15 protein-coding genes are annotated in these 13980 nt (G+C 50.2%); 10 read left to right on the top strand and 5 right to left on the bottom strand.

What is annotated here, in order from left to right; genetic code table 11:
* Positions 1 to 26: 26 nt before the first annotated feature.
* Entirely contained in the window at positions 27 to 1271 is a 1245-nt protein-coding gene (locus BLP63_RS11825; RefSeq protein WP_092591833.1) for an RtcB family protein, read from the bottom strand.
* Positions 1272 to 1517: 246 nt separating this feature from the next.
* On the opposite strand from BLP63_RS11825, the gene BLP63_RS11820 reads away from it, so the two are divergent.
* Together BLP63_RS11820 and nspC are read left to right on the top strand one after the other, a co-directional pair.
* Positions 1518 to 2717, top strand: a complete 1200-nt coding sequence (locus BLP63_RS11820; protein WP_092591831.1) for a saccharopine dehydrogenase family protein — start codon at positions 1518 to 1520, stop codon at positions 2715 to 2717.
* Between the two features lie 29 nt (positions 2718 to 2746).
* Complete coding sequence (nspC, locus tag BLP63_RS11815) at positions 2747 to 3886, top strand: carboxynorspermidine decarboxylase (RefSeq protein WP_092591829.1); 1140 nt, start codon at positions 2747 to 2749, stop codon at positions 3884 to 3886.
* Positions 3887 to 4056: 170 nt separating this feature from the next.
* On the opposite strand, the gene BLP63_RS11810 is transcribed toward nspC, so the two are convergent.
* The 3 genes from BLP63_RS11810 to BLP63_RS11800 form a co-directional block, all read right to left on the bottom strand.
* Positions 4057 to 5133 carry an NAD(P)H-dependent flavin oxidoreductase gene (locus BLP63_RS11810; RefSeq protein ID WP_092591827.1) on the bottom strand — a complete coding sequence of 359 codons (1077 nt, stop codon included), beginning with the start codon at positions 5131 to 5133 and terminating at the stop codon, positions 4057 to 4059.
* A gap of 207 nt (positions 5134 to 5340) precedes the next feature.
* Positions 5341 to 5793 (bottom strand): threonine/serine exporter family protein, encoded by a 453-nt coding sequence (locus tag BLP63_RS11805; RefSeq protein ID WP_092591825.1) that lies wholly within the window; start codon positions 5791 to 5793, stop codon positions 5341 to 5343.
* A complete protein-coding gene (locus BLP63_RS11800; protein WP_170829433.1) occupies positions 5790 to 6590 on the bottom strand; it encodes a threonine/serine exporter family protein in 801 nt (266 codons plus the stop codon). Before BLP63_RS11800 ends, BLP63_RS11805 begins: the two co-directional genes overlap by 4 nt.
* 533 nt (positions 6591 to 7123) lie before the next feature.
* Here BLP63_RS11800 and BLP63_RS11795 point away from each other — a divergent pair.
* The 8 genes from BLP63_RS11795 to BLP63_RS11760 all read left to right on the top strand — a co-directional run bounded on the left by BLP63_RS11795 (position 7124) and on the right by BLP63_RS11760 (position 13556).
* Positions 7124 to 8053: a Rossmann-like and DUF2520 domain-containing protein gene (locus BLP63_RS11795; RefSeq protein ID WP_170829432.1), complete on the top strand. Its 930-nt coding sequence runs from the start codon at positions 7124 to 7126 to the stop codon at positions 8051 to 8053.
* On the top strand, positions 8043 to 8879 hold the full coding sequence (gene panB, locus BLP63_RS11790; RefSeq protein ID WP_278278131.1) for a 3-methyl-2-oxobutanoate hydroxymethyltransferase: 837 nt from the start codon (positions 8043 to 8045) through the stop codon (positions 8877 to 8879). The genes BLP63_RS11795 and panB overlap by 11 nt, the downstream gene beginning before the upstream one ends.
* 60 nt (positions 8880 to 8939) lie before the next feature.
* Complete coding sequence (gene panC / locus BLP63_RS11785) at positions 8940 to 9791, top strand: pantoate--beta-alanine ligase (RefSeq protein WP_092591817.1); 852 nt, start codon at positions 8940 to 8942, stop codon at positions 9789 to 9791.
* A gap of 1 nt (position 9792) precedes the next feature.
* Positions 9793 to 10176, top strand: a complete 384-nt coding sequence (gene panD, locus BLP63_RS11780; RefSeq protein WP_092591815.1) for an aspartate 1-decarboxylase — start codon at positions 9793 to 9795, stop codon at positions 10174 to 10176.
* Positions 10177 to 10359: 183 nt separating this feature from the next.
* On the top strand, positions 10360 to 10980 hold the full coding sequence (locus tag BLP63_RS11775) for a TetR/AcrR family transcriptional regulator (protein WP_170829431.1): 621 nt from the start codon (positions 10360 to 10362) through the stop codon (positions 10978 to 10980).
* A 70-nt stretch (positions 10981 to 11050) separates the two neighbouring features.
* Complete coding sequence (locus BLP63_RS11770; RefSeq protein WP_092591811.1) at positions 11051 to 11932, top strand: ABC transporter ATP-binding protein; 882 nt, start codon at positions 11051 to 11053, stop codon at positions 11930 to 11932.
* Between the two features lie 14 nt (positions 11933 to 11946).
* The gene (locus tag BLP63_RS11765) at positions 11947 to 12744 is read left to right on the top strand and encodes an ABC transporter permease subunit (protein WP_092591809.1); all 798 of its coding nucleotides are present in this window, start codon (positions 11947 to 11949) and stop codon (positions 12742 to 12744) included.
* Between the two features lie 14 nt (positions 12745 to 12758).
* Positions 12759 to 13556 (top strand): ABC transporter permease subunit, encoded by a 798-nt coding sequence (locus BLP63_RS11760; RefSeq protein WP_092591807.1) that lies wholly within the window; start codon positions 12759 to 12761, stop codon positions 13554 to 13556.
* Positions 13557 to 13801: 245 nt separating this feature from the next.
* On the opposite strand, the gene BLP63_RS11755 is transcribed toward BLP63_RS11760, so the two are convergent.
* Entirely contained in the window at positions 13802 to 13972 is a 171-nt protein-coding gene (locus tag BLP63_RS11755; RefSeq protein ID WP_330387129.1) for a transposase, read from the bottom strand.
* Positions 13973 to 13980 lie beyond the last annotated feature (8 nt).

The raw sequence follows: 13980 nt of genomic DNA, 5'->3' as shown, positions 1-13980 counted from the left end.
GGGGACTGGGCCGAACCAAACACCTATTACCCTTTGACGACGGCCAGAGTCTTCATCCTCTTAATAGGCTCGATCAAGTCGAGCTCATTCCCAATCACTGCATCAATGTCTTTATAGGCCCATCTGGATTCTTCGCTGAGGTCACCCTTTTTGACTTTCCCAAGGACAACGTTTTCAAGCTCAAGGTCCCTCAAAGTCTCCTGAAGCGTGAAGCGCCTTTTGGCTTCGTGGCGGCTCATTTGCCGGCCTGCGCCATGAGAACAGGAATTAAAGCTCTCAGCGCTGCCCTTGCCCTTCACAAGATAGGACCAGCTGCCCATGGCTCCGGGGATGATCCCAGTCTCGCCTTCTGCAACGCGGATCGCGCCCTTGCGGTGGATCCACAATGCCTCACCATCATGGCGTTCAAGCGCAGCGTAGTTATGGTGGCAATGATGATGCTCCAGAATCTCAAAAGCCTCATTGGCAAGCCGCGGCGCCAAAGCCTTCTCGACAATGTGCCTGACCCGGGCCAGCATGACTTCACGATTCTCGTGGGCGAAGTCCAGCGCGAACCCCATCCACTGAATATAGGCCCGGCCCTCAGGGCTGTTTACGGGAAGATAAGCCAGATCCCACTTCGCCGGAATTTGCCACTGGAGCTTTCCGCTGAGGCTTTTCGCAAGCTTGTTGAAATGCGAGCACAGCGTATGTCCAATATTTCTCGAACCGGAATGCACCATAAGGCACAAATAGCCCTCGTCATCCTCCTGCAGCTCAATAAAATGATTCCCACCCCCCAAGGTGCCCACTTGAAAACAGGCCCGCTCGGTCTCTTGCAATAACGGCTTTTCAAAGCTTCTCAATTCAATACTTTCAAGGACCTTCTCAAAACGCTCCGCCGCCTCGCAGGCCTGCTTCTCCTTATGATGCTCAAATCCGGTCGGAATCGCCCGCAGGATCTCGCTCACCATCACCTCCAAAAGACGTTTGCCGATGGTCCCTTTAAACACCTCTCCCACCTTCACCGAAGTCCGTTCAAAAATGACACCGCAGCCTATGTCGACGCCGACCGCATTTGGAATTATGACTTCCCTGGTGGCCAGTACACCGCCAATAGGCATGCCATAGCCGCTGTGGGTATCCGGCATCAGGGCAATCCAGCCCTGGGCGAACGGAAGATTTGATAAATTGAGCGCCTGCTGCAGACAGACGGCTTCCAACGCATCAGCATGCTCGAGCCAGACTTTTATGGGCAGTTTTTGGCGGCTGGGGTCAAAGAGTGTAAACATGGTGGCGATCGCCTCCTTTATTCCTCCATGATACCACGTTTTTAGTTTGCGATTAGTCTCAGCCAACATTGGGTATATTATTTTATGTGTCCGCTTATTGTCAGATTCAGCTAATAAGAATCAAAAAAACAGGCAACACAAATATTTTATCAGTTGACGTTCAATAAATAGTAAAAACCCTCGACTTATAGTGAGGTTTTTACTATAATTGTCCCGGAAGATTAACTATTTAAAGGAGGTTGAAAAATGGCCAAGGCCCTTATCATCGGAGCTGGTGGTGTCGCCCAAGTCGTTGTTCACAAATGTTGTCAAAACCCTGACGTTTTCGAGGAAATCTGCATTGCAAGCAGAACCAAGTCGAAATGCGACGCCTTGAAAGAGAAACTCGACGGCGGCAAGACCAAGATCCAAACCGCTCAGGTGGACGCGGATAAAACCGAGGAAGTCATTGAGCTCATTAAGCAGTTCGGTCCGGACATTGTCATCAATGTCGCGCTGCCTTACCAGGACCTGACTATTATGGATGCTTGTCTTGCGACGGGCGTCGACTATCTGGATACCGCGAACTATGAGCCGCTCGACACGGCAAAATTCGAATATAAATGGCAGTGGGCTTACAGGGAGCGCTTCGAGAAGGCTGGCATCACAGCACTCCTCGGCAGCGGCTTCGACCCAGGTGTTACCGGTGTTTTCTGCGCTTATGCCCAGAAGCATTACTTTGATGAGATCCATACCATTGACATCCTGGATGCTAATGGCGGAGACCACGGTTATCCGTTCGCGACGAACTTCAACCCTGAGATCAACATCCGCGAAATTACGGCGAATGGCCGTTATTGGGAGAAGGGCGAGTTTGTCGAGACGCCGCCGCTTTCCATTAAAAAGGTCTACGATTTTGAAGGCATAGGTGAAAAGGACATTTACCTCCTCTATCACGAAGAGCTTGAGTCCCTTGCCCTCAACATCAAGGGGATCCAGAAGATCCGTTTCTGGATGACCTTCTCCCAGAACTATCTGACGCATCTAAAGGTTCTTGAGAATGTCGGCATGACGTCCATTGAGCCAATTGTATACGAAGGCAGAGAGATTGTGCCGCTTCAATTCCTCAAGGCGCTGCTTCCGGATCCTGCGTCCCTTGGACCGAGGACGAAGGGCAAGACGAACATCGGCTGCGTTATTCAGGGCGTGAAAGATGGACAGCCTCGCACGTACTATGTCTACAACATGTGCGACCACCAGGAGGCCTACAAAGAAGTGGGTTCTCAGGCAATCTCTTACACCACAGGTGTGCCTGCTGTCATTGGTGCCATGATGATTCTGAAAGGGCTTTGGAAGAAGCCTGGCGTCTTCAACATTGAGGAGTTCGATCCGGATCCGTTCATGGAACAACTCAACAAACAGGGACTGCCTTGGCACGAGAGCTTTGAGCCGGTTCTGCTTGACTAACCCCTTATTGACAGACTGAGGTGCAGAGATTGAAAAATATTGATTTTTATAGTGTTCCAAGCCCATGCTATGTTGTGGACGAGCGTCTTCTCAGACGAAACCTTGAGATTTTGGATTCCGTCCAAAAGCGCACCGGCGCTTCAATTCTCCTGGCGCTGAAAGGCTTTTCCATGGCGTCCATGCTGCCCATTGTAGGGGAATACCTTGCGGGCATCACCGCCAGCTCTCTTCACGAGGCAAGGCTGGGCTATGAGTACATGGGCAAGGAAGTGCATGCATACGCGCCTGCTTTCATTGAACACGAATTTGAAGCGCTCATGGGTTATTGTGACCATTTGGTCTTTAACTCCTTCGTTCAGTGGGAAAAATACCGGGACAGAGTCAAGGCTTACCCGGGAAAGAAGATTGAGTGCGGACTTCGTGTCAACCCGGAGTATTCCGAAATTGAGGTTGAGCTTTACAATCCTTGTGCGCCAAATTCCCGCATGGGAATCACCCTCGACAACTTTCATCCGGAGATGCTGGAAGGCATTGACGGGCTCCATTTCCATACCCACTGCGAGCAGAATTCGGACGCCCTTGCCAGAACCATTCCGGTGGTGGATGAAAAGTTTGGCCCTTACCTGAAGCAGATGAAGTGGCTCAATTTTGGCGGGGGGCACCATATCACCCGCGAGGATTACGACATTGAGTCTCTGGTCGAATCAATTCTTTTCATGAAGAATAAATACGACCTGAAAATCTACCTTGAGCCAGGCGAAGCCATTGCCCTGAACACCGGTTACCTGGTGTCAACAGTGCTGGACGTCGTCAAGAACGGCATGGAAGTAGCTATTTTGGACGCGTCAGCGGCGTGTCACATGCCAGACGTCCTCGAAATGCCTTACCGGCCGCACATCATAGGCTCGGGAAAACCTGGGGAGAAACCTTATACGTACCGTCTTGGAGGCAATACTTGTCTTTCCGGGGACGTAATTGGGGATTATTCCTTTGATGAGCCGTTAAAACCGGGAGACCGCCTGGTGTTTACGGACATGGCCCATTACACCATGGTCAAGAACAACACCTTCAACGGCGTCAATCTGCCGTCCATTGCCTCTTATAATGAAACGGATGGGATTCGGGTTCACAGAACTTTTGGGTTCCAGGATTACGTGTCGAGGCTGTAGAAAGTAAAAAAATAAAGCGTTCTCTTCAATCGGAATTAAACCCGAGGAGAGAACGCTTTTTATTTTAGATGAAATCTGGTCGGGGACTGTCCCCAACCAGATTGTCCCAGACCAGATTTTTTGAACGTGTTTCCCGCTCTTTCTGCTCATTTTCTCATTCTTCTTAGCCTTTATGACGTGCAAGCTTCCTCGTATTCTGTGACCAGCTCGTCCATGACCGCTTGTACGGTCGTTATTTTGTCGAGTTTAAAGGCGTTGTGGCCTGCGAAGACCAAGCCTTTGTCCACCTCGCCGGTGACCGCCTCAATAAGCTTTTTCGTGATGCAAAAAGGCGTTGTAGCCGGATCACAGTGGCTGAGGCAGCGGGTGCAGGCCGAAACCGGAATGCGCCCAGCCTCCAGGCTGTGGGTCATATCGTTTCGGATTGCGCGTCCCGGGAGCCCAACGGGACTCTGAATGATGACGACGTCTTCCTCTTTGGCATCCAGGTACATTTGCTTGAAAGCGTCATCCGCGTCGCATTCCTCCGTGGTGACGAAGCGCGTTGAGATCTGAACACCAGCAGCGCCTAAATCAAGGGCTTTTTTCATGTCCGCGCCGCTAAAGATACCGCCGGCTGCAATGACGGGAATAGGCTTTTGATAGCGGTCTGAGAAAGCTTTGACTGCGACCAGGACTTCATCCAGCAAAGTGTAAAGGTCCTTAGCTGTGCCTTCCAGCTCTTCTCTCGAAAAGCCAAGGTGGCCGCCTGCAAGGGGGCCTTCAACTATAATGGCATCCGGAACAACCTGATAGCGGCGGTCCCAGAGCTTCAGCAGCGTTTCGGCAGCTTTTCCGGAGGAAACAATAGGCGCAAATTTCGTCTTTGTGCCTTTGACAAACTCAGGCAGGTTCTTTGGCAGGCCGGCACCGGAGATAATGAGGTCAATGCCTTCCTTGACAGCTTCTTTGACGAAATCTGTATACTCCCGTGTCGCCGTCAGGAAGTTGATGCCTATGATGCCCTGCGGACTAAGCTCTCTTGCCTTTCGTATTTCGTTGCGGATACCTCTGAGATTTGCTTCGAGAGGATTTGTCCAGAAATCCGGCTCTTTGAAACCGGGCTGAGCGCCGGAAATGACGCCTATGCCGCCTGCGTTCGCTACAGCGGACGCCAGCCTTGACATGGAAACACCTATGCCCATGCCGCCCTGAATCACCGGCAGGCGCGCTTCGAGATCCCCAATTTTGAGGGTTGGCAGATTCAATATAGTCACACTCCTTATAAAAAAAGGATCAGCGCTTCGCCGACCCAATATTTAGACGATAATACCTTCCACCTATAAATATAGGTTAATTCACTGAAAAAGTCAATGATAGATATTAGTATCAGGTATTAAACCGCCGGCAGAGAAAAAAACCGCGAAGGCCTTAATGCTCAGAACCCTTCGCGGTTATTATGAAAATCCAGGCGTTTACACTTTGGTGGCTCTTCTTTTGCTCTTGTAAGTCCTGATAAACTTTCCCATGGTGGAGGAAACGATTAAACCGCTGGCTATAGCCACTGCAATCAAAAAAGATTCTGCGCCTTTGGAAACGGCCTCGGAATAATTTTGCCCCATGATGGATTCCATGGTGTAGAAGATGCCGTACCCAGGGACGAAGGGTATGATGGCCGGTACAATAAAGACGGTAGCCGGCTTCCGGAAATAGTTGGCCAGCAGCTCTCCGGCGAGGCCCAGAGTCATGGCCCCTACAAATGTGGCGAAAATAGTGGATCCCCCAAGCAGAGTGATCTGGGTATAAAGGGCCCAGCCCATAGCGCCGTTGGCGCTGGCCGTAAACAGGTGCCGCCTTGGTGTGTTGAACAGGACCGCGAAACCGAGGGTTGCCAGAAAGGACGTCAAAACACTTGTCAACAGAATCATGGCATCAACCCCCCAAGCAGTATTCGAGCGGCGTTGAGTGTGACGCCAACCCCTAAAACAAGCGCGACGGAGATGACGAGGGCCTCGGAGGTCCGGGACATGCCGGAGACGTAGTCCCCTGAGATGGAGTCTCTGACCGCATTGGTGATAGCCACGCCGGGTACCATGGTCATGATCCCGCCTATAATGATGATATTCATGTCCACCTGCAGCCCCAGAAGAGTGCAAGCTACGGAAAAGGTAATAGAAGCTGCGGCGGTGATCAGACCGCCTGCGACGTTGCGCATAAACAGGCTGACATCATGGGCAAACAGGAACTCCGTCACGGCTGCGGTGATGGCCGAAGCGATCAGCGCCCCTGTAAACTCCAGGAGACCGCCGTTATACATCAGGGTAAAGAAGCTGCCGCCCACACCTGCGAATAGAAGCTGAGTCAGCAAACTGTATTGTGAGGATTTTTTGATGTCGTTGAGCTTCAGTCGGGCCTCCTGGACGCTCATGCTGCCCGAGGAAAAGTCTCGGCTCAGGTCGTTGACGCGGGTCACCCGCATCAGGTCTATCCCAATCCGTTTGTTCCTTTCGATGTGACTGTACAGCTCATCGTTGTATTCGATCGAAAGAAAGATGGCAGTTGGGATCACGAAGGCCTGAACATTACCAACGCCCCGCGACCTCAAAATGTGCTCAACCGTACTTTCCGCACGGTAAGTTTCCGCACCGTTTTCGAGCAGGACGCGTCCCGCGAGCGCGGCAAACAGCACCAATTCTTTAATTTCATAGCGATCCAGCGCGGGCACCCCCCTATAATGAAAGTAAATGTATATCGATTCATTCAATTTACTAAAGGTGATAACATTTTGTCAACGAAAATATCTTCAATATGAGCTTCAAGCTTATTGACTATCCCCATTATGTCACGTTTAGCCTGTAGCTTGCAATAGGTAATGGATTGGCCCTTTCAAGCGGACTGCGTGCGGCAAAAAAGTACAAAAGCTGCGTGATTTTTTGCCGATGGTCCCAAGTACCAGCCGCATTTTTTCTTTACAATCCGCATTTCTATGGTAAAATTGCCTTGGATGGCAGCCTCGTGCGCCATACCCTTAGCGGAAGTACCGGAATGACCTTACAACTGCTCAGAGCCAGATGGCCAGAGACAGACATCGTGACTGAAACGCCTTTTTGGCGTGCGGCTCGTCCTGTTCTGGGGCGAGTCTTTTTTGTGTTTTGGGGTATGGATAGGATGTAGGAAGGAAATGGAAGACGTTAACAAGTGAATAGAGGAACAGTGCAGTACAGCTTATAGCCTTTCAAGTAAAGGAGGCGTGTGACCTTGAGGATTGGAATAATTGGCGCAGGAAAGGTCGGTACAGCGTTTGGACTTTTTTTAAAAGATCAGGGCGAAGCCATAGCGGGTTATGCCAGCAGGACCCACGATTCGGCCTTGAAGGCGGCTGAGCTGACGCACAGTGAAGCCTTCCGGAATCCTCTCGATTTGATTTGCGAGGCGGATCTCGTTTTTCTTACGGTTGTGGATGATCAGATAGAAGTGGTGGCGCAGGACTTGGCAGAGGCGTTGTCTTTGCTGGAGACTCAAAAGAGTGGTAAAAAAAAGGAGCTCTTGAGCCCTGAAAGCTTGAAACGTCCTATCTTCGTTCACATGAGCGGTGCCCACAGCAGGGATGCCTTGGCGCCTTTATCGTTAGCCGGCTTCGAAACTGCGACGCTGCATCCTTTAGTCTCAGTTTCAGAGGTGCAGCGAGCGAGAGACGCCTTTGGAAAAGCGTTGTTTTCCGCGGAGGTTGAATCTGGGGGCGGCTTTGAAGCTTGGCTTGTGAATTTGGGGATCCCCTTTGTTCGGCTTGAAGCCGGCAGCAAGGCCCTGTATCACGCGGGGGCGGTGTTTGCCTCCAATTTTGTCGTCACGCTGATGGATACGGCGGTTCAGCTGTTTAAGGAAGTTGGCTTTTCTGAGAAAGAAGCCATAAAAGGTTTGTTGCCTTTAGTTTATGGAAGCTTGGACAATGTTGCGCGTTCAGGAACGGCGGAGGCGTTGACGGGGCCGGTGGCCAGAGGTGACGTTGCCACAGTGGAAAAGCATCTAAAAGCCCTTGAAGCTTTTTCAGAGGTTCTGGGGCTCTATAAAACTTTATCTGCTGCGACCTTAACGCTGGCGGAAAGAGATAAATTGAAGGTCAAACCCGACGCGGCGGCAGAGCTTGCAAATCTGCTGAATGAGGAGGACACTAAAGGTGAAGGATAAAAAATTTACAGTCAGTGATTTCAGGGAATTTAAGGCACGGGGCGAGAAGATTGCCATGCTGACGGCTTACGACTATAGTATGGCGAAGCTGCTGGACGATGCGGGCGTGGACAGCCTGCTGGTGGGGGACTCCCTTGGCATGACCATGCTGGGTTATGAAAATACCCTGCAGGTAACCATGGAGGATATGATCCACCACACGAAAGCGGTGCGCAGGGGGACGAAGAATGCGTTTCTCGTCGCGGATATGCCTTATCTGTCTTATGAAATAAACGTGGAGGAAGCCGTTCGGAACGCGGGTCGCCTTGTGCGCGAGGCCCAGGCGGACGCGGTTAAAGTTGAGGGCGGTTACGAAATGGTGGAAACGATTAAGGCGATTGTCCGGGCTAAGATTCCGGTGGTTGCGCATCTTGGATTGACACCTCAGTCGGTCAATATCTTTGGTGGCTTTAAGGTGCAGGGAAAGAATCTGGATCAGGCACAAAAGTTGATTGAAGAGGCACTTGCGGTGCAGGAGGCGGGCGCTTGCGCGGTTGTTCTCGAGTGTATTCCGTCGAGGTTGGCGAAGGTGATTAGTGAGAAGCTGGAAATACCGACCATCGGCATAGGGGCTGGTGCGGATTGTGACGGGCAGGTTCTGGTTATTCAGGATATGATTGGGATGTTTAAGACGTTCACGCCTAAATTTGTGAAGAAGTTCGCAAGCGTTGGTGAGGAGATAGAAGCGGCGGTTGAGGCGTACATTACTGAAATCAAAAGCGGCGCGTTTCCGGGGCCGGAGCATACGTTTAAGTTGGCAGATGAGGTGCTTGAGAAGCTGTATTGAAGCTGTATTGCTGAAGTGATGAGATAAAAAATTTGGAAAGATAGTTGGAGGCGTATAGTTATGGAAGTGGATCAAAATCCCCGAGTACTGCAGCAGAAGCTGAAGGCGCTCAAAAAAACAGGAAAGTCCGTTGGCCTGGTGCCTACCATGGGCTTTCTCCACGAAGGCCATTTGTCTTTGGTGCGTCAGGCGCGTCGGGAAAATGATGTGGTTGCGGTCAGCATTTTTGTCAATCCCATTCAGTTTGGGCCAAAGGAAGACCTGGCCAGTTATCCCCGGGATTTTGAGCGGGATGCTGCGCTGCTTGAGGCGGAAGGCGTCGACTTTATATTCGCGCCTGAAGTGGCGGACATGTATCCGGAGGGCTATGGGACGTATGTGGATGTTGAGGGCGAGGTAACGGGAAGGCTTTGCGGCGCCAGCCGGCCTGGTCATTTCAGGGGTGTCGCCACGGTGGTCAGCAAGCTGTTTAATATTGTCGCGCCTGAGCGGGCTTATTTTGGGAGCAAGGATGCCCAGCAGGTGGCGGTGATCCGTCGCATGGCTTCGGATCTCAATTTTGATTTTGAGATTGTGGCGTGTCCCATTGTCAGGGAGGCGGATGGTCTTGCGCTCAGCTCCAGGAATGTTTATCTTTCAGAGTCTAAACGTCAGGATGCGCTGGTTTTGTCACAAAGTCTGTTCATGGCCCGGGAAATGATTGAAGCTGGTGAGAGAAGCGCTTTCGCTGTTCGGGACGCGATTTCGGAGCGCATTCGTCAAGTGCCGTCTGCTGAGGTGGACTACATTGAAGTGGTGGATGCCTTCAGCCTTGAGCCGCTTGAGACTTTGAGCGGGACGGTGCTCATTGCGCTTGCTGTTAAAGTGGGGAAACCAAGACTGATCGACAATCTTCAAATTGAGGTGAAATAGAATGATGCTCAATATGTTTAAATCAAAAATTCACAGGGCCACAGTGACGGAGGCAAATCTGCATTATGTAGGCAGCATCACCATAGACAAGCTGCTCCTGGAGGCGTCCGGCATCCTGCCTGGCGAGCGGGTCCAGATTGTCAACAACAACAACGGCGCGCGCCTTGAGACCTATGTGATTGAAGGCGAGGCGGGGTCGGGTGTCATCTGCCTGAATGGCGCGGCGGCGCGGCACGTCCATGTGGGTGACAATGTCATCATAATTGCGTACTGCTGGATTGACGCTGAAGAAGCGCGGACATTTAAACCGTCGGTCGTCTTCGTGGATGACAAGAATAGAATCAGCGAGATTACAGACCATGAAACCCATGGGGAGATTATGTGAAATCAAGAAATCAATGGAATCAATGGGGACGGTTCTTATTGATTTTTGAGGAATCATTGGGGACTGTCCCCAATGATTTCCTTTTTTTGCGATGCCATTGACCAATCCGGTCAATAGTGAGATAATAAAGCTATAAATGACCAGTGTGGTCAATTGTGTAAAAAGAAAGTGAGGAGGATGCGGTTGGTCAGCAAGTTTGAAGCTTTGGACCCTGAAAAACAAAACAGGATTCTAAAAGCGGCATTCGAAGAGTTTGTAAGAAATGGCTATGAGCGGGCGTCCACCAATGAAATTATCAAGAATGCAGACATTTCAAAAGGCGCGCTTTTCGTCTATTTTGGGTCAAAAAAGAAGCTCTTCATTTATCTGTTCCATTATGCCGTTGGGATCATTCAACAGATCCTCAAGGAGATGGATCTTGAGGAAAGTGATTTTTTCGAACGCGTCAGGCAGCTTGGTTTGATCAAGCTCAGGCATATGAGACAGATGCCTTATGCGTTTGATTTTCTCGAGGTGGCGATCAAAGAGAATGACGCTGACTTTCACGAAGAATTCAGCGGGATTAAACATGACGTCATCTCAAGGAGCTTTGCCCTGATGAACCAGAATATTGACTATTCGAAATTCAGGGAGGATTTTGAACTGGAAAAAGTACTTAACATGATCAACTGGGTTATGCTGGGGTTTTCCGAGCAGGCCCGCAGTAAGCTTGGGAGCTATGAAGAGGCGGATGAGTCACACATTCAAGTGTTTGACGATTATATTGAAATCATGAAGCGATGCTTTTACAAGCCGACTGAGTAGTTGGTTGGGGACTGGGCCCACCTGAAGATTTGGTGGGGGACTGGGCCCGCCTGACGTGAGGAGGATTTTTATGAGTCAGCAAATTATTGAAATTAAAAATCTGTCCAAGTACTACGGAAAGCAGATGGGGATCGAAGACGTGAGCTTTTGTGTGGCTGAGGGAGAAATCTTTGGGTTTATTGGCCCAAACGGCGCTGGTAAAACGACAACGATCAGGAGTCTTTTGGCGTTGATTCATCCGACCGCGGGCAGTGCAACAATCTTTGGGAAGGATTGCGTTAAAGAAGCTGCTGAAATTGCGGGGGAGGTGGGCTACCTGCCATCGGAAGCTTACTACTATGAGAAGATGAAGGTTCGAGAGCTGCTGAAATATGCCGCGGACCTTTACCAACAGGACTGCGAAGGCCGGATCTCCGAGCTTTCAGAGCGCCTCAAGCTGGATTTAAACCGAAAAATTACAGATCTGTCCTTTGGCAACAAAAAGAAAGTGGGCATAGTGGCGGCGCTGCTCCACTCGCCTAAACTGCTGATTCTTGACGAGCCTACCAGTGGGATAGATCCGCTTATTAAGGAGATTTTCTTCGAGATTCTTCGGGAGGAGAATAAAAAAGGCGTCACGATTTTATTTTCATCTCACGTGCTGAGCGAGGTTCAGAAAATCTGTGAGCGGGTCGCGATCTTGAAGGAAGGCCGAGTGATCAGCATTGAAAATATCAGTGAGATGAGAAGCGTGGGCTATAAAAAAATCGAGCTGACGGCCAGCTCGACGCTTCAGGAAAGTTACTTTGACATGGGGAGCGTTGCGGACTATCATCAGGCTGGTTCAAGTGTCAGCTTTATTTATAAGGGGCGCGTGGGCGACTTGCTCGATAAGCTCAGTGCCCTTGACCTCAATGACGTCTATATTGAGGAGCCGTCCCTGGAAGAGATCTTCCTCCACTACTACCGTTAGGGGGGCTTGAGGAAATGACAATTTTCAAGTTTGAGCTGAAGCAGCTGAGTGTTTCAACAGTTCTATGGTCGATCATACTTGGGGTGACAATTTTTTTGATGACCCCCGTTTATATTGATATGCTCACAGGCACGGACATGAGCAGTATATCCGGACTGAGCAATCAGGGCTACTATGAAACCATGGGAACCAATTTGCAAATTCTGTCGACACCGCTGGGAGCGTACGCTTTTTTGACAACCTTTGTGCTGTTTGCCTGCGCGGTTCATGGCATGAATGTTGGCCTGTCAATGATGACCAAGGAATATAGAGGCGCGACGGCGGATTTTATCCTGACCAAGCCCTATAGCCGTTCAAAGGTTTTTGTTTCGAAGCTTCTGGCGGGGCTGCTGGCAACGCTGGCAGTTGGCGTGGCTTATTTTGTGGGGTCCTGGCTTGGCATGGCGGCGGGGGCCAAAGGGGCATACAGTTTTCAAGCCATGGCGCTGATCGCTGGCTCTGCCATTTTCGTTCAGTGGATCTTTCTGTTTCTCGGAATGCTGCTGGGGGTTTTGTGGCCACACCTCAGAACCACGGTGACAGTATCTTCCGGGGTCTCGTTCTTTGCCTTTGTGACGGGGTCGTTTTCCTACAAAATGGGTTTCGTCTGGCTTGGTTTTTTGTCGCCGTTTACTTATTTTAAAGGGGCGGACATCATTTCAACTCAGCGCTATGATCCGGTCAACCTGATGGTGTTTCTTTTGGTGTCGGCAGCAACCCTATTGGCGGGACATCATTATTTCCGAAAAAAAGATGTCACGCTGGTATCCTAAGGGGGTGAACAGACATGAAGACCATATTTCTGAAAACACTTAAAAAACACAGAAAAGGCTTGGTTATTTGGGTGTTGGTCATGATCCTGACAGCGTTTTATGCTTACATGGAGACGCCGATGGTCATGGAAAACATGGACAGCATTATGTCGGCTATGGAGGCAATCCCGAGAATTGTCGTCATCATGTTTGGCATGAACGGGCCATCTATAGGAACGCCTATTGGTTATTATATGATCATGTATTATTGGTACTGCCTCATGGTTTATCCCCACGCGGCGTTTGTGGGGGCGTCCTTCATTTCAACGGAAGAGCGCGACCGGACATCAGAGTTTCTGTTCGCGAAACCTTACAGTCGAAGCACGGTCATTACGGCAAAGCTCCTGGCGGGGCTGGTTAATATTCTGGTCATGGGTCTCTTTACCTGGTTGACGACTATGGTGCTGCTCATTCCAGCAATGGGGAATGCCCCAATCCATAGTGCTGTGACGTTGACGGCTGTGGGGATGTTTTTTACGCAGGTCGTGTTTATGGCACTGGGATTTCTCTGCTCGGCGCTTTTAAAATCTTATAAGGTAGCGCTGGGCGCCTCTTTGCTGCTGGTCTTTGGGACTTATGCCATTGGTGTGGTTATTGAGTATATGGGTAATTTGAACGCTCTGGATTTTCTGTCGCCGTTCAGGTACTTTGCTGCTACGGAGGTTGTCGAAAGCGGGCTGGGAGGCATGGGGCTCCTTTTGACGATGGTGATCACAGCGGCGTCTCTTTTTGTGACTTATGTGAGGTACCAGAAGCGGGACCTTCGCGTGTGAAGGTGGTTTTTTAAAGCAATGGAATTGAAGCTGAAGCTTGAGAAAGCGGGTGCCGGCCCTTCCGATGAGGAATTTGGAAGGCGGGCACCCGCTCTTTGTTTTTGGGGCTCTAAGTCAATAGTTGGGGTGGGGATTCTTTGAATCCCTGCTCCTTTAATGTTTAGAGGGTATTTTAGTAATCGATTGTCAACGAACGAATTATGGGCATGACAAAAAGGCCAGCAGTGTAAAACAGCCAGTTAAATCTACCTGCACATGTGAAGAATTCTGTTTCTGAATCTCATAAAGTTTCTCACGCCATAACTGATGCGTTTCAAGACTTTGATTTTATTGTTGAATCCTTCTGTACAGCCATTGGTATAGCCATACTTGAAGGCGTTGAGGATCTCCTTGCTCCAGTTCCTGAACGCTGTAATACAAGCCT

The organism is Acidaminobacter hydrogenoformans DSM 2784, assembly GCF_900103005.1.
Taxonomy (GTDB): Bacteria; Bacillota; Clostridia; order Peptostreptococcales; family Acidaminobacteraceae; genus Acidaminobacter; species Acidaminobacter hydrogenoformans.
The sequence above is the reverse complement of the archived record's forward strand: the minus strand, read 5'-3'. Positions and strand labels throughout refer to the sequence as shown.